Source organism: Nostocoides sp. HKS02 (assembly GCF_009707485.1).
Lineage (GTDB): Bacteria > Actinomycetota > Actinomycetes > Actinomycetales > Dermatophilaceae > Pedococcus.
On record NZ_CP046121.1, the window covers coordinates 2,106,151 to 2,126,159 of the forward strand.

A 20,009-nucleotide genomic window follows, 5' to 3' on the forward strand; every position below is an offset into this window, starting at 1 on the left:
CGGCCCATGACGACCGACGTGCGCACCCTCCCCCTGGGGTCTCGGGTGGTGGTCAGGTGGCGGCTCGACGCGCCGGACCAGGCCACGGGGGCGACCCTCACCGACGCCGTGGGAACCCTCGTGTCAGCGGACGACGTGGCGGTCACCGTCGAGACCAGCCGTGGCACCGTCACCATCGCGCTCGACCGCGTCACCGCCGCCAAGGAGATCCCGCCGAAGCCGTCGCGACGCGGCGCCCCGCACCTGGCGATCTCGGTCGACGACCTCCAGCGGGTGATGGTTCCGGCGTGGGGCGCGGTGGACCGTGAGCGCCTCGGCGACTGGGTCCTGCGGGCCTCGGCCGGCTTCACCCAGCGGGGCAACTCCGTGGTCCCGGCGGGCGACCCCGGCCTCCCGCTCGCCCAGGCGGTGGACACCGTGGAGGCCTGGTATGCCGCGCGCCGGCTCCCCGCGAAGTTCGCCGTCGCCGGGCCCGAGGGCTTCGACCCAGCCGACGACCCGCTCGGCGCGCTGCTGCTCGGGCGTGGCTACGTCGTCGGCAGCCGCACGGTCAACCTCACGGCGGCCACGGCGGCGGTGGCGGCCGCCGACCCGGGTGGCCCGGCCGTCTCGACCAGCCCGGACCCGGGGCCCGCCTGGCTGGCGGCATACCGGGGCACCCGCTCGACCGTGCCGGGCGTGACCGAGCAGGTGCTCACCGGAAGTCCCCGCCAGGTGTTTGGGCAGATCACCCCGGGCGGCGGGCTGTCGCAGCAGCTCGGGCTCCGTGGCGCCGACGCCGCAGGCACGACCCCGGTCGCCTTGGCCCGACTGGGCTTCGCCTCAGGCTGGGCCGGGCTGGGAGCGGTCTGGACGGACCCGGCATACCGCGGTCGCGGGCTTGCCGCGCACCTCACGGCTCGCCTGGCCGACGAGGCGCACCGGGCCGGTGTGGCGCTCATCCACCTGCAGGTCGAGCACGACAACGCCGTCGCCCTCCGGCTGTACCACCGACTCGGCTTCGCCACACACTCGTCGTACGCGTACCTCACCCTGACCAGCCCTGACCAGCCCTCACCAGCTCTGACTCACCCAGCCCGGCGCCCTAGCCCGCGTGCGTGCAGGTGACGCTGTCCTCGGGGAGGTAGTGCGTCGTGAAGGTCGAGGTCCTGACCGGCTTGCTGCCCTTGGCGAAGACCCGCGTCACGGAGACGTCGAAGCCGACGCTCGGTGACTGGGGCACGCACCCTGCGCTCGGGTCGACCACGGTCTTCGGCTGGACGATGTTGCGCCGCGGACCCTTGACCGAGGAGATGTCCCACACCTTGGTGCCGTAGAACGTGACGGTGATGGAGCTCCCTGACACGAAGGACCGGATGAGGATGCCGCTGCCGGTGTCGTTGGTCCACTTCTGGTCGACGTCCGGCCAGGACAGGGTCGCCTCGCGCCCCTCGGGGTAGCGGGAGATGTAGAAGCTGTGCGGCAGGAAGTGGTCGATGCGCACCCCGGCGAAGAACGCGGCGTTGAAGGTCGTCGTGGACACCTGGGAGACGCCGCCACCGAAGTCCTTCGTCAGGCGGCCGTCGACGATGACCGGGGCCGAGGCGTAGCCCTTGGCCGCCGTGCGCTGGCCGAGCACGGCATTGAGGCTGAACTGCTGGTCGGGGGCGACGTAGGTGCCGTTGAGGGTGCGGGCCGCGATCGTGATGTTGTTGGTGCGCGGCGGGCTGACGGGGAACTGGGTCGTGAAGGTCGAGATGACGCCCTTGGGCTTGATCTTCTGGGCCTGCGCGGTCGTGAGCTTCGGCTGCACGACCGCGGTCACGACCTTGGCAGTGCGCGAGGGCGAGGTGAGCGCGGGCACGAACGCAGCGACGACGGACTTCTCGTCCAGCGTCGTGCCGGCCACCGCCGGGACCACCACGGGAGTCGTCCCGGACAGCGTGATCCGCGCGTCCCGGGCGGTCGCCTCGATGCCGGCAGCAGCCGCAGCAGCGCGCACGATCGTGACCAGCTTGGCGTCGTCGACGACCGGGGCCAGGGTGCCGGACGCATCGGGTCGCATGGTGATGGCGGGCGCGAAGGCCGCCGGGGGGACCCTGACGGACTTGGCACCGACGACGACCGTGACCGGCCCGGACATCGCCGGCGTGGCGAACTGCGTCGTGGCCCGGGTGACCTCCTGCGCCGACACCGCAGGTGCCGTGATGTCGAGCTTGGCCTGGATGGGGCCGGACGCCGGCCACCGGGCAGCGATGGCGTCGGCGGTGGCGCCCACCGCGAGCTTGGACCCGGTGACGGGCTGGACCGCGCTCACGGTGCCGCCGGGGAAGGTGACGCCCCCCTCGACGACAGGAGTGTCGAACGACGTGGCGGCGCTGGCGAGGGCGGCTTCCAGCCGCGCGCGGTCGACCGACGTGGGCAGCGGCCTGTCGGTGCCACCGGTGAGGTGGTTCCAGAGGTCCGCCGGCCGGATGCTGAAGCCGCTCAACCCCCCGACCGCGCCCGTGAGGTCGAGGGTGAGCCCTGCGGTCGCCGGCTCGAGCGTGAGGCTGTGGTCGCCGGCGCGGAGCACCACGGGGGTCTGCTGCTCGGTGGCCAGGGCCTGGCGCAGGGTCTCCTCGGCGCGAGCCGGGGTCATCCCCCGATCGGTACGCCGGCCACGGTGGTGTTGGCCGGCACGTGGCGGCCGAGGAACCACGCAGCGCCGACGTAGGCCGCGGCGAGGACCAGCAGGGCCGCCGCCAACCGCAGCGTGGCCGACCCGCTCTCCCTCACGCCTGCCCCTTACATCAACGCCGTGTAGCGACTTCGGTAGTACACCAGGGCCTCTCCCGGGTGTGCTGTAGTCGACAGGGACACCACCTCGCCGACGACGATGCTGTGGTCGCCCGCGGGATGGATGTCCGTGGTGCGACATTCAATCGTGGCCAGGGCGTCCTCGAGGAGAGCCACGCCGGTGACCGGGCCGCGACGGTGCGCGATCCGGTCCAGCTGGCCGTGCAGTGGCCTGCCCTGGGTGGACAGCCAGTCGGCCACGGGCCGGTGCCCGGAGGCGAGCACGCTGATCCCCCACACGCCGGACTCCGTGATCGCGTCGTGGAACCGGGCCTCCACCTCGACGCAGACGAGCACCAGCATGGGATCCATCGACACCGATGTGAGCGCGTTGGCGGTCATCGCGTGGTCGTGGCCGCCGGAGAAGGTGGTCAGGACCGTGACGCCGGTGGCGAACCTGCCCATCGCGGCGCGGAACTCGTCGGTGGCCACTGCGGGGACCGGTGCCTGCGTCACCGCTGTACCCCGTCGATGATCCCGGTATGCCGCGGGCCGCCCCGCCGACCGGCGGCCAGCTCACCGCTGGACGGGTCGACCAGGGCGAACCCTTCCCGGCCGGGCAGCCGAGCCGCGATGTCGTTGGACAGCGCGTAGGTCAGGCCGTCCTGCGCGACCGTGACCTGCGTGCGGTGCTCACGCAGGGCCTGGGCCTGGACGGGGACCAGTTCGGGGGCGAGGAGCTCGTGCGTCACGAAGCCATCGTCGACCACGGATGGCGGGTACTCGCCGTCGGGGTGAGGAAGGTCCCACCGCGGGTCGACGGGGTGCGCGGCCAGCCACGCGCGGTCCGCGCGCGCCCACGAGCGCGGGGTGAGCACGGCATACAGCGGGGGGCGGTCCTGCGACAGCGCGGCCAGCGCCGCGCAGGTGACCCGGTGGGCCTGGATGTGGTCGGGGTGGCCATAGCCGCCGTAGCGGTCGTAGGTCACCACGGCGACGGGTCGCAGCCGCCGGATCACCTCGCCGACGAGCTCAGCCGCCTCGGCGACGTCGGCGTTGACGAAGGCCGCGGGGTGGGCCGCGCTCGCCGTACCGGCCATGCCCGAGTCGCGGTAGCGCGCCAGTACGCCTGCGTCCGGGCGCTCGCCCAGCACCTCGTGCTGCACCCCGAGCACGGCCATGGCGCGGCGCAGCTCCTCACGCCGGTGGGGCCCGAGCGCGTCGTCGTGCGCCGAGTCGAGGTGGGCCAGCTCCGCCGGGATGACCTCGCCCTCGTCACCGAGGGTGCAGGTGAGCAGGTGGACCGGGTGCCCCGCGCGGGCGTAGTGGGCCATCGTCAGCCCGGTCGTGAGCGTCTCGTCGTCGGGATGGGCGTGGACGAACACCAACGGCTGCTGCGCCGGGCCCGCCGCGCCCTCGCTGGTCACCCGACCCCGATCGCCGCGAGGTCGACGAACCCGCCCAACGCCTCGTTGGCGCCAAAGCGCGTCACGGCGCTGCCCGCGACGTAGAGCGACTTGTGTTGGGCGAGCGCGACGAACACGGCGCGCCGGGCGAGCGACGCGTCGAGGTCCGCCCACGCGGGCGCCTGGTCGTCGAGGCTGGGGAGGGACTGGATATGGGTGATTGTCGCGTTGACCTTGGCATCGGTGAAGCCGCCGAAGTCCCGCCCGGTGCCGCTGCCGGTGAGGTTGAGGCGGCTGTCGAACAACGGGGGGATCACGGTGGACGCCGAGGGCCAGGCAGGTGCCCAGTTCGCCCAGAACACGTCCGTCTTCGCGAGCTGGGCGGGTGCGGAGATCGTCTCGAAGTAGTTCTTGGCGATGGGCTGGAGCTTGACGGAGAAGCCGGCATCCTGCCAGCCGTTGCTCAGCGCGGCCATCGCCTTGTCGGCGGTGGGGGTCGACCGGTAGGCCACCCGCACGGTGACCGGCAGCGTGAGCCCGGACTTCTGCAGCGCGGTGCGGGCCGCGGCGGCGTCTCCGGCGGACCCGGCCCCCAGCGGGTCGTCGGAGCGGTGGCCCGGCAGGGTGGGACCGATCAAGGAGTATGCCGCCGAGGCGGCGCTGGCGCCGCCGAGGGCCGCGACATAGCTGTCGCGGTTCGTCGCGAGCGCGAGGGCGGTCCGGACGTCGGGGTTCTTCATGACGCCACGCTCGACGTTGGGCGCGAGGTAGTCGACGAACTGCGAGGAGGGATTGACCGACCGCGCCCTGAGGCCCGGGTCGGAGAGGACGTGCTGTTGCATCGCCGGTGGCGCCGAGTCGAGCGTCACCGCGGCGGTGTTCTCGCTCTGGTTGTTGATGACCGCTTGCACGGCGGTCTGCGACTCGGTGCCCTGGACATAGTGGATGGAGTCGGGCAACGCCTTGCGAATCGGGTCAGATGCCTTGTCCCACTTGGCGTTTCGCACGAAGGTGCCACCGGCGCTGGAGTCCCAGGGCTCCTTGAGGAGGTAGGGGCCGCTGCTGAACACGGCATACGTGCCGGCCTTGCCCTTGTCCGCGGACTTCTTCATTGGGGCGAACACGGGCATGGCGAGCGCCTCGCTGAAGTCCGCCATCGGCGCGGCGAGCCGGAAGGTGATGGTGGAGCCGCTGCACGACACGGCCTTGTCGAACGCCGCCTGGCCCGAAGCGTCGGACGGCCCGGTGAACGTCGTCGAGCCGTCGGCCTTGCGCGGGAGGTCAAGGTAGGCCAACGGGTAGGTGAGCCCTTCGCTGGCGAAGGGTTGGGCGAACGATCTCGCGATGCCGTAGCGGACGTCCTCGCAGGTGATGGGCGAGCCGTCCTGCCACGAGATCCCCTTGCGGAGCGTGAAGCGCCAGACCTTCAAGGTCGAGTCGGGACTGCCGGCGTCGGTCGCGAGATCGCCGACGACGTGCCGCTGGGCGGTCGCGTCACGACCTGGCGGAAAAGCCGTGAGGGTGCGCAGGAAGGTCCGGCCCGCGAACGCGATGTCCTGCGGGGTGGACAGCCGTTGCGGGTCCCAGGTCGTGACGGGCCCGAGGGACAGCACCGTCAGCTCGCCTCGGGGCCCCGAGGACTGGGTAGTGCCAGGAGAGCTGCTGCACGCGGCGGCGACCAGCGTCGTGAGGACGCCGGCCACCGCGACGGCAGCGCGCACGCGGCGGGAGTTTCGCACGAGTCGCCCGCCCCGCCGCTCAGGCGTTGCGCGCCCGAGAAGCCGCGCGGGCGCGCAGGGTCTGGTCGAGCTCGACCTTGCGGATGCGCACGGCCTCCGGGGTCACCTCGACGCACTCGTCCTCGCGGCAGAACTCGAGGGACTGCTCGAGGCTGAGCTTGCGAGGAGGCACGATCTTCTCGAAGTTGTCGGAGGAGGAGGCGCGCACGTTGGTGAGCTTCTTCTCCTTGGTGATGTTGACGTCCATGTCGTCGGCGCGGGAGTTCTCGCCGATGATCATGCCCTCGTAGACCTCGGTGGTGGGCTCGACGAACAGCGTGCCGCGCTCCTGGAGGTTGACCATGGCGTATGCCGTGACGACCCCGGTGCGGTCGGACACGAGCGAGCCGCTGGTCCGGGTGGTGATGGTGCCGTACCAGGGCTCGTAGTCCTCGAACACGTGGTGGGCGATGCCGGTGCCGCGGGTCTCGGTGAGGAACTCGGTGCGGAAGCCGATGAGACCGCGCGAGGGCACGAGGAACTCCATCCGGATCCACCCGGTGCCGTGGTTGGTCATCTGCTCCATCCGGCCCTTGCGAGCCGCGAGGATCTGGGTGATCGGGCCGAGGAACTCCTCGGGGGTGTCGATGGTGAGCCGCTCGACGGGCTCGTGGGTCTTGCCGTCGACCTCACGCGTGACGACCTGCGGCTTGCCGACGGTGAGCTCGTAGCCCTCGCGCTTCATCTGCTCGACGAGGATCGCGAGCGCCAGCTCACCACGGCCCTGGACCTCCCAGGCGTCCGGGCGCTCGGTGGTCAGCACGCGGAGCGAGACGTTGCCGACGAGCTCCTTGTCGAGGCGGTCCTTGACCATGCGGGCGGTGACCTTCGAGCCACGCACGCGACCCACCATGGGGCTGGTGTTCGTGCCGATGGTCATGGAGATGGCCGGCTCGTCGACGGTGATGACGGGCAGCGGGATCGGGTTCTCGGCGTCGGCCAAGGTCTCGCCGATCATGATCTCGGGGATGCCGGCGATGGCGATGATGTCGCCGGGGCCGGCCGACTCGGCGGGCTTGCGCTCGAGCGCCTCGGTCATCAGCAGCTCGGTGATCTTGACGCGCTCGACGGTGCCGTCGACCTTGCACCAGGCGACGTGCTGGCCCTTGCGGATCGTGCCGTTGTGCACGCGCAGGAGGGCCAGGCGGCCGAGGAAGTTGGAGGCGTCGAGGTTGGTGACGTGGGCCTGCAGCGGGGCCTCGTCGTCGTAGACCGGCGCGGGGATCGTCGACAGGATCGTCTCGAAGAGCGCCTCGAGGTCCTCGGCGTCCGGCAGGCCGCCGTTCTCGGGGCGGTTCATCGACGCGCGGCCGTTCTTGGCCGAGGCGTACACGATCGGGAACTCGATCTGGTGCTCGTCGGCGTCGAGGTCCATGAAGAGCTCGTAGACCTCGTCGACGACCTCGGCGATGCGGCTGTCAGGACGGTCGACCTTGTTGATGCACAGCACGACCGGCATCTTGGCCGCGAGCGCCTTGCGCAGCACGAACCGGGTCTGCGGGAGCGGGCCCTCGGACGCGTCCACCAGCAGGACGACACCGTCGACCATGCTCAGGCCGCGCTCGACCTCGCCACCGAAGTCGGCGTGACCGGGGGTGTCGATGATGTTGATCGTCGCCCCGTCGGGCAGACCCGCCTCGGCGGCCGCCTTCCCGGCGTAGTGGATCGCGGTGTTCTTCGCGAGGATCGTGATCCCCTTCTCGCGCTCCAGGTCACCGGAGTCCATCGCCCGCTCGTCGACGTGCTGGTGCTCGCCGAACGCACCGGCCTGCCAGAGCATCTTGTCGACCAGCGTGGTCTTTCCGTGGTCGACGTGGGCAACGATGGCGACATTGCGGATGTCACCGCGGGTCTTCATAGGCATGAGCACCATTGTCTCAGGAATTCGAGCACGGTCCGACCACGGCGCCTGACCAGCACCGAAAGCCTCAGGTGAGGTGCGTGGCCACCAGGTCGACGATGGGCAGATCGGCCGGCAGCCACGGCACGGCATACAGGTCGTTCAGCGACAGCCAGCGCAGCTCGTCGTGGTCCTCGAGCGGCGCGGGCTCGCCGTCGGTGACCACCGCCCAGCGGACCGTCATGGCGTACCGGTCCCCCAGCGGCCAGCGGTCACCCGCCAGGGGGCCGGGAAGGCTCGCTCCGAGCACCACCTCCACACCCAGCTCCTCGCGCAGCTCACGGTGCAGCGCCTCCTGCTCCGTCTCGCCCGGGTCCACCTTGCCGCCCGGGAACTCCCACCCGCCCGACAGCGCGGGGGGCTCGGTCCGGCGCGCGGCCAGCAGCCGTGTCGGGCGCACGAGGTCGTCGACGATCGCGGCGCCGACCACCGCCGTCCGCGCGGCTCGTGGACCGTGCTGGTGTGCGTCGGGATCAGGGGTTGTCACGAGAATTCCTTTGGTCCGGCCGGGGTGTGGGCAAAAACATTTCAGCGCGTCACGATTTCGCATCGGGTGGTTGCTGGCGGGCCTCCCGGCGTCCATGATGGGCGCCGAGCCCCGCACCGAGCGCGGCGCGTGACCCGCGCCGCAGCTCTCCACCACATCGACAAACCGCCGTATCCGGCGTCTGGAGGACGATTTCGTGAGCGCTCCGCTCGAGTTCGAGCCGGGGGCCAGCATCGCTGAGCCCGAAGCGGTTCTCGTCGGTGAGCGACGGATCGAAGGGCGTTCGCTCGGCCAGATCGCGTGGTCCCGGCTCAAGCGGGACAAGGTCGCGATCACCGGCTTCTTCTTCCTCATCTTCCTGATCCTCGTCGCCATCTTCGCGCCGCTGATCACGCATTTTCTCGGGGGTGACCCGAACGCGTTCCATCAGGACCTCATCGACACCGCCGGTGGCACGCTCGGGCCCAAGGGCGCCTACGGAGGCATCAGCGGGGCCCACCCCCTGGGCATCGAGCCCGTCAACGGTCGCGACATCTTCGCGCGCATCGTCTACGGATCCAGGATCTCCCTGCTCATCGCCTTCCTCGCCACGCTGCTGTCGGTCGTCATCGGCACCACGATGGGCATCATCGCTGGCTTCTTCGGCGGCTGGGTCGACGCCATCATCGGCCGCACCATGGACATCTTCCTGGCGTTCCCGCTGCTGGTGTTCGCGATCGCCCTCGTCGGCGTGATCCCGGACCAGGCGTTCGGCCTGAGTGGCCTCGCGCTGCGCATCACCCTGCTGGTGTTCATCATCGGGTTCTTCAACTGGCCCTACATCGGCCGAATCGTCCGCGGACAGACGCTGTCGCTGCGCGAGCGAGAGTTCGTCGACGCCGCGCGCAGCCTGGGCGCGCGAAGCCCGAGCATCCTGCGCTCGGAGCTGCTGCCCAACCTGATCGCGCCGATCCTCGTCTACTCGACCCTGCTGATCCCGACCAACATCCTGTTCGAGGCGGCCCTGTCGTTCCTCGGTGTCGGCGTCCAGCCGCCCACCGCGTCGTGGGGCGGCATGCTCAGCGAGGCCGTGAACTTCTACACCATGCCGTACTTCATGGTGTGGCCCGGGCTGGCGATCTTCCTGACCGTCATGGCCTTCAATCTGTTCGGCGACGGGTTGCGCGATGCACTCGATCCCCGAGCACGCTAGATGCGAGGAAACGCGCATCAACTTCCGTATCCAGAAGGGTGCACAATGAAAACAAAGAAACTGATGGGCGTCACCAGCATGATCGCTGTGGCCGCCCTCGGCTTGAGCGCGTGCGCGGGAAGCTCCAGCAACCCGGGCACAGGTGGCTCCTCCTCGAGCGGCGGCACCACCAAGGCCTCGTTCAACGCCGCGCTCAACGCTGTCTACAACCCGTCCACGAAGACGGGGGGCACGCTGAAGTTCGCGGACGACGCGCAGCCCGACAGCACCGACCCTGGTGACACCTACTACGGGTACATGTGGGACTTCATCCGGCTGTACGGCCGGTCCCTCACGATGTTCAAGGTGGTGCCCGGCCAGGCGAGCTCTGAGCTGGTCGGCGACCTGGCCGTGGGCAAGGGCACCTCGCCCGACAGCGGCAAGACCTGGACCTACAAGCTGCGCTCGGGCCTGAAGTTCGAGGACGGCACCCCGATCACGTCCAAGGACGTGAAGTATGCCGTCGAGCGCCAGTACGACAAGACGGTCTTCCCCGATGGGCCGACCTACCTCAACGACATGCTCAACTGGCCGGCCGGCTACAAGGGCGTCTACCAGTCCAAGGGTGTGAACACCGACTCGGCGATCACCACGCCCGACGACCTGACGATCACCTTCCACCTCAAGACGGCGTTCTCCGGCTTCGACTACGTCGCCATGACGCCTCAGGTGATGCCTGTGGAGCAGGCGAAGGACACGGGTGCGAAGTACAAGGAGCACCCGATCTCCTCCGGTCCGTACATGTTCAAGGAGGGCTCCTACGTCGAGGGCAAGGGCTACACGCTGGTCCGCAACCCGAACTGGAGCAAGGCGACCGACCCGAACCGCCCGGCGCTCGTCGACGAGATCGACATGCAGTTCAACCAGAACGCCGAGGACATCGACAACCGGATCATCGCCGGCGACCTCGACGTGCACGTGACCGGAACGGGTGTCACCTCGGCCACGCAGAGCCGGGTCCTCACGACGCCTGACCTCAAGGCCCGCGCGGACAACCCGACCATCGCGCGCCTGTGGTACGTCTCGATCCCCAGCACGGTCAAGCCGTTCGACAACAAGGACTGCCGCATCGCCGTCCAGTACGCGATGGACCGCACGTCGTACCAGACCGCCTACGGTGGCCAGTTCACCGGTGGCCAGCTGGCGACCACGCTGCTGCCCCCGATCATCCCGGGTTACCAGAAGTTCGACCTCTACCCGACCCCGGACAACAAGGGTGACGTGACGAAGGCCAAGGCCGCGCTCGCCAAGTGCGGCAAGCCGAACGGCTTCACGACCAACATGGGCTACCGCGCCGAGCGGCCGAAGGAGAAGGCTGTCGCCGAGGCCTTCCAGCAGGCGCTTGCCAAGGTCGGCATCACGGTCAACCTCAAGGGCTACCCGAAGAAGGACTACTTCTCGACCTACTGCGGCAACCCGCCGTACGTCGTGAAGAACGACCTCGGTCTGTGCGTCAACGGCTGGGGCGCCGACTGGAACGACGGTTACGGCTTCCTCGCCCAGATCGTCGACTCTCGGGTCATCCGGGACACGGGCGGCTCGTCCAACATCTCGGTGCGCAACCCTGCGGTGGACAAGCTGCTCGACCAGGCTCAGAACGAGCTGGACGTCACCAAGCGCAACGCCATCTGGGGCCAGATCGACAAGCTGGTCATGGAGGACGCCACGGTCTACCCGGGCGTCTACGCCAACGCACTCCTGTTGCGCGGCAAGAACCTGACCAACGTGTTCATCAACCAGCAGTTCGGCTACTACGACTACGTGGCCCTCGGCAAGTCGTCCTAGTTCGACCATCCCTGCACACAGAGAGCGGGTGAAGGCAACAGCGGGTGGCCGGCCCTGACCGGGCCGGCCACCCCTGCCGCACCGTTGTGATCACCTACATCATCCGGCGACTGCTGGCCGCGATCGGCCTGCTGATGGTCGTCACGATCATCACGTTCGCGATCTTCTACCTCCTGCCCCGGCTTGCCGGCGCCTCGGCGGAGACCCTGGCGGCCCGCTACGTCGGACGGTCCGCCACCGCCCAGACGGTGCACCTCATGGCGCAGAACCTTGGCTTCTACGACCCGATCTGGGTCCAGTACTGGCACTGGCTGCGCGGCATCTTCACGGGCGTCGACTACAACATCGGCACCGGCATCGACCACTGCCCGGCTCCGTGCCTGGGCTACTCCTTCCAGACCAAGAGCCCGGTGCTGCCCGACATCCTGCGGGTGACCCCGGTGACGTTCTCGCTGGCCATTGGTGCCGCCGTCATCTGGTTGGTCGTCGGAGTGGCTACCGGTGTTCTCTCGGCCCTGCGCCGAGGGACCTTCTTCGACCGTTTCGCCATGACGATCTCCCTCGCCGGCGTCTCGCTCCCCATCTACTGGACCGGCCTGATGGTGCTGGCCTTCTTCGCCTACCAATGGGGCCTCATCCCGCCGGGCGGCAGCTACACGCCGATCACCCAGAACCCCCTGCTGTGGGCCAGTGACCTCTTGGCACCGTGGATCACCCTGGCGTTCCTCTTCTCTGCCCAGTACGCGCGCCTGACCCGCGCGGGCATGCTCGAGACCATGAACGAGGACTACGTGCGCACGGCGCGCGCCAAGGGGCTCTCGGAGCGCACCGTGGTCCTCAAGCACGGGCTCCGTGCGGCGCTGACCCCCATCCTGACCATCTTCGGGCTCGACCTGGGCCTGCTGCTCGGCGGTGCGGTACTCACCGAGACCGCCTTCAACCTCGATGGCCTGGGTCACTACGCGATCCTCGCGATCGGTGATGAGGACCTACCGCGCATCCTGGGCGTCGTCCTCGTCGCCTCGGTGTTCGTGGTCCTCGCGAACCTGATCGTTGACCTGTTGTATGCCGTCGTCGACCCGAGAGTGCGTGTCCAGTGAGCGAACCCTTCCTCGACGTGCGGGACCTGCGCGTCGCCTTCCAGACCATGGACGGACTGGTCAAGTCCGTCGACGGACTGTCCTTCCAGCTCCAGCGCGGCAAGACCCTCGGCATCGTCGGCGAGTCCGGCTCGGGCAAGAGCGTGACGAGCCTGTCCATCATGGGTCTGCACCACGGTGACAACGCCCGCATCACGGGCGAGATCCTGCTCGATGGGACCGACCTCGTCGGTGCCACTCCCGAGCAGGTCCGGTCGCTGCGCGGCAAGAAGATGGCGATGATCTTCCAGGACCCGCTGTCCGCGATGCACCCCTTCTACACCGTCGGCCATCAGATCGTCGAGGCCTACCGGGTGCACAACGACGTCTCCAAGTCGGTGGCCCGAAAGCACGCGATCGACATGCTCGACCGCGTCGGCATCCCTCAGCCGAACTCGCGGGTCGACGACTACCCGCACCAGTTCTCCGGCGGGATGCGGCAACGAGCGATGATCGCGATGGCGCTGTCCTGCGACCCCGACCTGCTGATCGCCGACGAGCCGACGACCGCCCTCGACGTCACGGTCCAGGCGCAGATCCTCGACCTGATCAGGGACCTGCAGAAGGAGTTCAACTCCGCGGTCATCATCATCACGCACGACCTCGGCGTCGTCGCCGAGCTGGCCGACGACATCCTGGTCATGTATGCCGGCCGGTCCATGGAGTACGCCTCCGGCCACGAGGTCTTCGAGCGTCCCCAGCACCCCTACACCTGGGGCCTGCTGGGCTCGATGCCCCGGATGGACCGAGAGCGCACCGAGCGCCTGATCCCCATCAAGGGCTCGCCCCCGAGCCTGATCAACGTGCCCAGCGGCTGCCCGTTCCACCCCCGCTGCGCCTTCGAGGGCCGGACCAACGGACTGGCTCGCACCGAGCGTCCTCCGTTCGAGGAGGTGCTGCCCGGCCACTTCGTCGCGTGCCACCTGACCGACGAGGAACGCCGCCAGATCTGGGAGTCTGAGATCCGGCCGAAGCTGTGAGCCACGACCTCATCGCCAGACCCGCCCACCTGCACGACCCGGGAGACCCCCAGTGAACCTGACGACCGAGACCACCGACTCGTCCACTCAACCGCGGACCGACGCACTCTTGTCGGTGACCGGCCTGACCAAGCACTTCCCGATCCGGCGTGGCCTGCTGCAGCGCCAGGTCGGCGCCGTGCAGGCGGTGGACGGGCTGACCTTCGACGTCGCCCGGGGCGAGACGCTGTCGCTGGTCGGCGAGTCCGGCTGTGGAAAGACCACCACCGGCCGCATGCTGACCCGGCTCATCGAGCCCACCGGCGGACGCATCCTCTTCGAGGACCGGGACATCACGCACCTGTCGACCGCAGACATGCGACCACTGCGCCGAGACGTGCAGATGATCTTCCAGGACCCGTACGGCTCCCTGAACCCGCGGCATACGGTCGGCACGATCGTCGGCGCCCCGTTCCGCATCCAGAAGGTCAAGACCGAGCACGGCACCAAGCGCGCGGTCCAGGACCTGCTCGAGCTGGTCGGGCTCAACCCCGAGCACTACAACCGCTACCCGCACGAGTTCTCCGGCGGTCAGCGGCAACGCATCGGCATCGCTCGCTCGCTCGCTCTGCGACCCAAGCTCATCGTGGCGGACGAGCCGGTGTCGGCCCTCGACGTGTCGATCCAGGCCCAGGTGATCAACCTGCTCGAGGACCTCCAGAACGAGTTCGGCCTCACCTATGTCGTCATCGCCCACGACCTGTCGGTCGTGCGCCACATGTCGGACCGGGTGGCCGTGATGTACCTCGGGAAGATGGTCGAGCTCGCCGACCGCGACGAGCTCTACAGCCGTCCGATGCACCCGTACACGACCGCGCTGATGTCCGCCGTGCCGATCCCCGACACCGGTCGCCGGACCAGCCGCGAGCGCATCCGGCTCACCGGTGACGTCCCCAGCCCGATCAACCCGCCCCCGGCCTGCCGCTTCCACACGCGCTGCTGGAAGGCCCAGGAGGTCTGCAAGACCCAGGAGCCGCCGCTGGTCGAGCTCGCCCCCGGGCACCGGGTGGCCTGCCACTTCCCCGAGAACGCCACCACGCCGGCCGCCACCACGCCGGCGGCCACCGCCCCCCAGTGAGGGTCGCCTTCGGTGACACACGCCGCCCGGTTTGCCAGAGTGAGGGCATGCCCAGGCTGCTGACCGACGAGGAGATCGAGCGACAGCTCGACGATCTGCCCGACTGGGCGCGGGAGGGCGACACGTTGTCCGCCACCCTGGACGCACCAGACTTCCCGGCCGCGATCCGGCTCGTCGACGAGGTCGCAGTGGAGGCCCAGGAGATGGACCACCACCCCGACATCGACATCCGCTGGCGCACCACGCGCTGGGTGCTGTCGACCCACTCCGAGGGCGGGCTGACCCAGCTCGACATCGAGCTCGCCCACCGCATCTCGCAGGCGGCTGCACGGCTCGGGGCGGTTCGTCATGGCTGAGACCACGACGCCCGACGTCGAACCCCACGAGGGCGAACCCCACGCTCTGGCCATCGGTGCGAAGCTGAACTGGCTGCGCGCGGGGGTCCTTGGCGCCAACGACGGCATCGTCTCGACCGCGGGCATCGTCATCGGCGTCGCTGCGGCCACCACGAGCAGGGCGGCGATCCTCACGGCGGGCGCGGCCGGTCTGGCTGCTGGCGCGATGAGCATGGCAGCCGGTGAGTACGTCTCCGTCAGCACACAACGCGACACCGAGCGCGCCCTGCTGGCCAAGGAGCGCCGCGAGCTGCGCGAGATGCCCGAGGAGGAGCTCGCCGAGCTCGCGGCCATCTACGAGGGCAAGGGGCTCTCCCCACAGCTGGCCCACGAGGTCGCGCAGCAGCTGACCCACCACGACGCGCTCGGCGCCCACGCGGAGGCAGAGCTCGGCATCGACCCCAACGACCTCACCAACCCCTGGCACGCCGCGTGGGCGTCGATGATCAGCTTCACCTGCGGCGCGCTGCTCCCGCTGCTGGCGATGTTGCTCACGCCCGTCACCGCGCGCGTACCGGTCACCGCGCTCGCCGTCGTGGCGGCGCTCGCGCTCACCGGATGGACGAGTGCCGGGCTGGGCGGTGCGCCTCGCCGCCCTGCGGTGGTGCGCAACGTGCTGGGCGGGGTGGTGGCCATGCTCGTCACCTACGTCGTCGGCCGCGCCGTCGGCACTCAGCTCTAAACCGCCCTCACCTCAGGCCAACTGGCTCTACGCTGGGCACCTCGTGCCAACCCAGGGAGCTTTCATGAACCTCCGCCGCACCGTGGCGATCCTCGGCCTGACCACCGCGATGGTCTCGGGCGGCGCGCTCGCCGCCAACGCGATCACCGGAGGGCAGGCCGACGGTGGCGGCCACCCCAACGTCGGCATGATCGGGTACTACGACGCCTCGGGCCGGCAGCGCTGCAGCGCGACCCTCGTGTCGCCGACCATCGTGCTGACCGCGGGGCACTGCGCCGACGGCACGATCGGCAAGACCGCGGTGTCGTTCGACTCGGTCATCGCCCAGGACCCGTCGTCGTCGCTGCCGCCGGCGGCGGACCCGACCGTGGGCTACACCGCCGCCGAGCTGGCGGCCGACGGCTGGCGCAGCGGCACGGCATACGCCCACCCGGCGTACTCGCACTTCACGGACAAGGACAGCTGGAACGACGTGGGAGTGGTCGTCCTCGACCAGCCGGTCACCGACATCACCCCGGTGTCGCTCGCGCCGGTGGGCTACCTCGACCAGTTCACCCCGAGTGTCCTGAACTCGACGCTCTTCACGGCCGTCGGTTACGGCGTCGACGTGACCAGGGCCGACTCCGGCCCCCAGAACCCGACGCCGCAGTCCTACCCGATCCTGCGTCGCGTCGCCGATGCCCCGGGCCAGAAGCTCACCTCGCAGATCCTGCAGGTCAACGGCAGCAGCAACGACTCCAAGGGCACCGGTGGCATCTGCTTCGGCGACTCGGGCGGTCCGTCGTTCAACGGCGGCTACCAGGTCGGCGTCGCGAGCTACACCTACAGCTCGACCTGTCGTTCGATCGACGGTCTGCAGCGGGTCGACATCCCCGTTGTGCAGGACTGGCTGGCCGGCTTCGGGGTGTACCCCGCGAGCTGACGGTCCGCCGCTCAGACGTCGTTGCGGCCCATCGAGATGGGCGCCGTGAGCGCACCGGTCACGGCGATCGTGGAGGCCAGGCTGGGGCCGTGTCCGGCGGCAACGGCTGAGCCGGCGCCGGTCACCGGGATCGACAGGCCGGCGGCGAGCGCGGCGGCCGCGGCGAACCGGCGGGTGCGGCCATGCAGGGCGAGTGAGGGGCGTTGCGCGGTGGTCGTCATGGCTCCACCGTGGTGGACGGCCCTGCCACCGAGGTATGCCGTGGCTGTGCACTCCCTGTGGGCGTGGGCCACGTCTGCGCGCACCGACGCCGAGGGTGTCAGTGGTCGCCGCTGAAGATCTCGCGAGCTTCCTTCAGCCCGTAGACGACGATCACCAACCCAGCGACCGGATCCGCCCACCACGCACCGACCAGCGCGTTGAGCATCAGGCCCGCGAGCACGGCGGTGGCCAACAGCCCGTCGATCAGGGTGACGCGCCCCTCGGTGGTCAGCACCGGGTTGTCGAGCGCGGCACCGGTGCGCGCCTTGCCCGCGGCCAGGGCGAACATGACCAGGGCCGTCACCGCGGTCCAGATGATCCCCAGCGGGCTGTGGCGCGTATGGAAGCCGCTGACGAGAACGATGGTGGACTGGATCGCGAGGTAGACCGCGAGTCCCACGAACGCGGCCCCGATAAGGCGCAGGGCGCGGCGTTGGCGGTGTTCACCAGTGCCCGACAGCTCCCAGAGCACCACGCTCGACGCACCGATCTCGATGAGACTGTCCAGCCCGAACCCGGCGAGCGCCACCGAACGCGCCTGCACCGCAGCCACGGCGAGCACCCCCAGCCCGACGACGTTCCACGCCAGGGTGGCGCGCTCGAGCCGCACCCCACGGCGCAGCAGCCCGGCGCGGACCGCTGGCTCGAGCGGGGACCGCGCGGTGGGTACGGCTGACTCGGACATCGCAGCGAGACTAGCTTCGGGTAGCCGCCGGGAAAACGCAGGGGCGCTCAGGTCGACCTCAGCCGGTGATGGGCAGGATGCGGCTGCGCGCCCTCTCCCTTCCCCCACGACGGAGGGGGCGCGCTCAGCCCAGCGTCCGCCGGCACCTTCCCCCAAGCGCCCGCGCCCCGAATCGGAGCAAAAGGGGCCAATCTCCTGCGCGCGATGCCGGCACGCCGATAGCGTTCCTTGACCATCGGGGCGGGGAGGCCACGCGTGAACGCCGACCAGACTGCGGCCCGAGCCGCCCACGCCCCCGGTGGAAAGGGCGCCGCATCCCCGGTGAGTCCCAGGTGAGTCCCCGCCGAATACCCGTTGCCGCGCTGTGCGGATGGGGCGGCTTGACGATGGCGGTGATGCTTGGGGCAGCTGGTACGGGCCTGAGCGGCGCGGTGACCGCCATCGCCATGTTCGGCTTCGTCATCGGCGTGATCGGTCTGCTCCGAGGTCGGGTCCGGTGGGCCCACCTGCGCAGCCGAACCGCGGCAGCCGCCACCCTGGCGGGTTCCCTGGCGGCCTTCACCCTGGCCGCCGTGGCCGCCCCGGCACCGCCCACCCCCGCCACCACGGCCAGCCCCGCAGCAGCTTCCCGGGCCCCTGCCCGGAGCCGACCGGCAGCGTCCGCGAGCGCGGGCACGAGCACAGCCGCGAGCCCGTCCGCGACCAACCCGCCGCAGCCTAGCCACGTCCCGGCCGCGGCCCGGGTTATCCCAGCGGCCGCCGGTGACACCGTCAACGCTGCCGGCGCGGTCCTGCCGAACGCGGCACGGACCCCAGGAGCCGTCAACCCCGCAGTCACCCAGGCCACCATCAGGAGCACGATCTGCGTGGCCGGCTGGACCGCCACTGTGCGGCCGCCCTCCTCGGTGACGACCCGACTCAAGATCCAGCAGCTCGCCAGCGGCTACGCCTACAAGGGCGACACCACCACCGGCGACTACGAAGAAGACCACCTGATCTCTCTCGAGCTCGGCGGCTCCCCCGCAGCCACCGCGAACCTGTGGCCAGAGCCGTACGCCACCGCCGAGGGCGCCCGGGTCAAGGACCGCGTGGAGAACACGCTCCACACCCTGGTCTGCAACCACACCATCACCCTGGCGACGGCCCAACACGCCATCGCCACCAACTGGTGGATTGCCTACCGGACCTACGTCACCGCGGCGACCTCCCCGACCACACCGGCGCCGCCCCGCGTCCCAGCTCCGGCGCCGGCTCCTGCACCAGTCGTGCCCGGGAACGGGGCGACCGCGTTGTGCAACGACGGCACCTACTCGTATGCCGCCCACCACCGAGGCGCCTGCTCACACCACGGCGGCGTCCGAGTGTTCTACACGTAGGCACTGGTCGAGCCGCCCCAGGTCACACGTTGAAACGGAACTCCACGACGTCGCCGTCGGCCATGACGTACTCCTTGCCCTCGATCCGCACCTTGCCCGCCGCCTTGGCTGCCGCCATGGACCCGGCCGCGACGAGGTCGTCGAAGGACACGATCTCGGCCTTGATGAACCCACGCTGGAAGTCGGTGTGGATCACCCCAGCAGCCTGGGGGGCGGTCCAGCCCTGGCCGATGGTCCAGGCCCGCGACTCCTTGGGGCCGGCAGTCAGGTAGGTCTGGAGGCCGAGGGTGTGGAAGCCCGTGCGCGCCAGCTGGTCGAGCCCCGACTCGGTGGCGCCGAACGACTCGAGGAGCTCCATCGCCTCGGCCGGCTCCATGTCCATGAGGTCCATCTCGAGCTTGGCGTTGAGGAACACCGCATCGGCCGGTTCGACGAGCTGGCGCAGCGAGGCGTGCAGATCGGCGTCGGAGAGCTGGTCCTCGTCGAGGTTGAAGACGTAGATGAAGGGCTTCGTGGTCAGCAGGCCCAGGCCCCGCGCGAGGTCAAGGTCGACCCCGGCAGCCGCGCCCGCGGCATACAGGGTGTGTCCTTCGTCGAGGACCTTCTGCGCGGCCACCGCGTTGTCGAGGATCGGCTTGGACTCCTTCTTGATCCGCGCCTCCTTCTCCAGGCGGGGCACGGCCTTCTCGAGGGTCTGCAGGTCGGCGAGGATGAGCTCGGTGTGGATGGTCTCGATGTCGGACGCCGGCGAGACCTTGCCGTCGACGTGCACGACGTCGCCGTCCTCGAACGCGCGCACCACCTGGCAGATCGCGTCGGCCTCACGGATGGTGGCGAGGAACTTGTTGCCCAGCCCCTCGCCCACCGACGCACCCCGGACGATGCCCGCGATGTCGACGAACGAGACGGTCGCCGGCAGGATCTTCTCGGACCCGAAGATCTCGGCAAGGGCGCCCAGCCGCGCATCCGGCAGGGGAACGACCCCGACGTTCGGCTCGATGGTCGCGAACGGGTAGTTCGCGGCGAGCACGTTGTTCTTGGTCAGGGCGTTGAACATCGTGGACTTGCCGACATTGGGCAGTCCGACGATTCCGATAGTGAGAGCCAC

The 20,009-nt window shown here is 69.8% G+C and carries 20 protein-coding genes; 10 read left to right on the forward strand and 10 right to left on the reverse strand.

The window, feature by feature from the left end:
* Positions 1–6: 6 nt before the first annotated feature.
* The gene (locus GKE56_RS10025) at positions 7–1,107 is read left to right on the forward strand and encodes a GNAT family N-acetyltransferase (RefSeq protein ID WP_154684429.1); all 1,101 of its coding nucleotides are present in this window, start codon (positions 7–9) and stop codon (positions 1,105–1,107) included.
* On the opposite strand, the gene GKE56_RS10030 is transcribed toward GKE56_RS10025, so the two are convergent.
* From GKE56_RS10030 to GKE56_RS10060, 7 genes are all read right to left on the reverse strand, one after another.
* A complete protein-coding gene (locus tag GKE56_RS10030; protein ID WP_154684430.1) occupies positions 1,085–2,620 on the reverse strand; it encodes a VanW family protein in 1,536 nt (511 codons plus the stop codon). The two genes, GKE56_RS10025 and GKE56_RS10030, sit on opposite strands and share 23 nt — an antisense overlap.
* The gene (locus GKE56_RS10035; RefSeq protein ID WP_154684431.1) at positions 2,617–2,757 is read right to left on the reverse strand and encodes a hypothetical protein; all 141 of its coding nucleotides are present in this window, start codon (positions 2,755–2,757) and stop codon (positions 2,617–2,619) included. The genes GKE56_RS10030 and GKE56_RS10035 overlap by 4 nt, the downstream gene beginning before the upstream one ends.
* 9 nt (positions 2,758–2,766) lie before the next feature.
* Positions 2,767–3,273 carry a flavin reductase family protein gene (locus GKE56_RS10040; RefSeq protein WP_370518374.1) on the reverse strand — a complete coding sequence of 169 codons (507 nt, stop codon included), beginning with the start codon at positions 3,271–3,273 and terminating at the stop codon, positions 2,767–2,769.
* A complete protein-coding gene (mshB, locus tag GKE56_RS10045; RefSeq protein ID WP_154684432.1) occupies positions 3,270–4,184 on the reverse strand; it encodes an N-acetyl-1-D-myo-inositol-2-amino-2-deoxy-alpha-D-glucopyranoside deacetylase in 915 nt (304 codons plus the stop codon). Before mshB ends, GKE56_RS10040 begins: the two co-directional genes overlap by 4 nt.
* The gene (locus tag GKE56_RS10050) at positions 4,181–5,884 is read right to left on the reverse strand and encodes an ABC transporter substrate-binding protein (protein WP_195908075.1); all 1,704 of its coding nucleotides are present in this window, start codon (positions 5,882–5,884) and stop codon (positions 4,181–4,183) included. Before GKE56_RS10050 ends, mshB begins: the two co-directional genes overlap by 4 nt.
* Before the next feature lie 37 nt (positions 5,885–5,921).
* Positions 5,922–7,805 (reverse strand): translational GTPase TypA, encoded by a 1,884-nt coding sequence (gene typA, locus GKE56_RS10055; RefSeq protein WP_154684434.1) that lies wholly within the window; start codon positions 7,803–7,805, stop codon positions 5,922–5,924.
* Positions 7,806–7,869: 64 nt separating this feature from the next.
* Positions 7,870–8,328 (reverse strand): (deoxy)nucleoside triphosphate pyrophosphohydrolase, encoded by a 459-nt coding sequence (locus GKE56_RS10060; RefSeq protein ID WP_230208890.1) that lies wholly within the window; start codon positions 8,326–8,328, stop codon positions 7,870–7,872.
* Between the two features lie 196 nt (positions 8,329–8,524).
* On the opposite strand from GKE56_RS10060, the gene GKE56_RS10065 reads away from it, so the two are divergent.
* The 8 genes from GKE56_RS10065 (at position 8,525) to GKE56_RS10100 (ending at position 16,579) form a co-directional block, all read left to right on the forward strand.
* Positions 8,525–9,520: an ABC transporter permease gene (locus tag GKE56_RS10065; RefSeq protein ID WP_154684436.1), complete on the forward strand. Its 996-nt coding sequence runs from the start codon at positions 8,525–8,527 to the stop codon at positions 9,518–9,520.
* Positions 9,521–9,583: 63 nt separating this feature from the next.
* Complete coding sequence (locus GKE56_RS10070; protein ID WP_230208891.1) at positions 9,584–11,344, forward strand: ABC transporter substrate-binding protein; 1,761 nt, start codon at positions 9,584–9,586, stop codon at positions 11,342–11,344.
* 86 nt (positions 11,345–11,430) lie between these two features.
* Positions 11,431–12,444: an ABC transporter permease gene (locus tag GKE56_RS10075; protein WP_154684438.1), complete on the forward strand. Its 1,014-nt coding sequence runs from the start codon at positions 11,431–11,433 to the stop codon at positions 12,442–12,444.
* On the forward strand, positions 12,441–13,463 hold the full coding sequence (locus tag GKE56_RS10080; RefSeq protein ID WP_230208892.1) for an ABC transporter ATP-binding protein: 1,023 nt from the start codon (positions 12,441–12,443) through the stop codon (positions 13,461–13,463). The genes GKE56_RS10075 and GKE56_RS10080 overlap by 4 nt, the downstream gene beginning before the upstream one ends.
* Positions 13,464–13,578: 115 nt before the next feature.
* Entirely contained in the window at positions 13,579–14,580 is a 1,002-nt protein-coding gene (locus GKE56_RS10085; protein ID WP_370518375.1) for an ABC transporter ATP-binding protein, read from the forward strand.
* A gap of 47 nt (positions 14,581–14,627) precedes the next feature.
* Entirely contained in the window at positions 14,628–14,936 is a 309-nt protein-coding gene (locus GKE56_RS10090; RefSeq protein ID WP_154684440.1) for a 4a-hydroxytetrahydrobiopterin dehydratase, read from the forward strand.
* Entirely contained in the window at positions 14,929–15,657 is a 729-nt protein-coding gene (locus GKE56_RS10095) for a VIT family protein (protein ID WP_154684441.1), read from the forward strand. The genes GKE56_RS10090 and GKE56_RS10095 overlap by 8 nt, the downstream gene beginning before the upstream one ends.
* Before the next feature lie 64 nt (positions 15,658–15,721).
* Complete coding sequence (locus GKE56_RS10100) at positions 15,722–16,579, forward strand: trypsin-like serine protease (protein WP_154684442.1); 858 nt, start codon at positions 15,722–15,724, stop codon at positions 16,577–16,579.
* 11 nt (positions 16,580–16,590) lie between these two features.
* On the opposite strand, the gene GKE56_RS10105 is transcribed toward GKE56_RS10100, so the two are convergent.
* Positions 16,591–16,800, reverse strand: a complete 210-nt coding sequence (locus GKE56_RS10105) for a hypothetical protein (RefSeq protein ID WP_154684443.1) — start codon at positions 16,798–16,800, stop codon at positions 16,591–16,593.
* A 98-nt stretch (positions 16,801–16,898) separates the two neighbouring features.
* Positions 16,899–17,525 (reverse strand): cation transporter, encoded by a 627-nt coding sequence (locus GKE56_RS10110; RefSeq protein ID WP_154684444.1) that lies wholly within the window; start codon positions 17,523–17,525, stop codon positions 16,899–16,901.
* 395 nt (positions 17,526–17,920) lie between these two features.
* On the opposite strand from GKE56_RS10110, the gene GKE56_RS17470 reads away from it, so the two are divergent.
* Positions 17,921–18,901 (forward strand): DUF3761 domain-containing protein, encoded by a 981-nt coding sequence (locus GKE56_RS17470; RefSeq protein WP_230208893.1) that lies wholly within the window; start codon positions 17,921–17,923, stop codon positions 18,899–18,901.
* A 22-nt stretch (positions 18,902–18,923) separates the two neighbouring features.
* Here GKE56_RS17470 and ychF read toward each other — a convergent pair whose 3' ends face one another.
* Positions 18,924–20,009 carry a redox-regulated ATPase YchF gene (gene ychF / locus GKE56_RS10120; protein ID WP_154684445.1) on the reverse strand — a complete coding sequence of 362 codons (1,086 nt, stop codon included), beginning with the start codon at positions 20,007–20,009 and terminating at the stop codon, positions 18,924–18,926.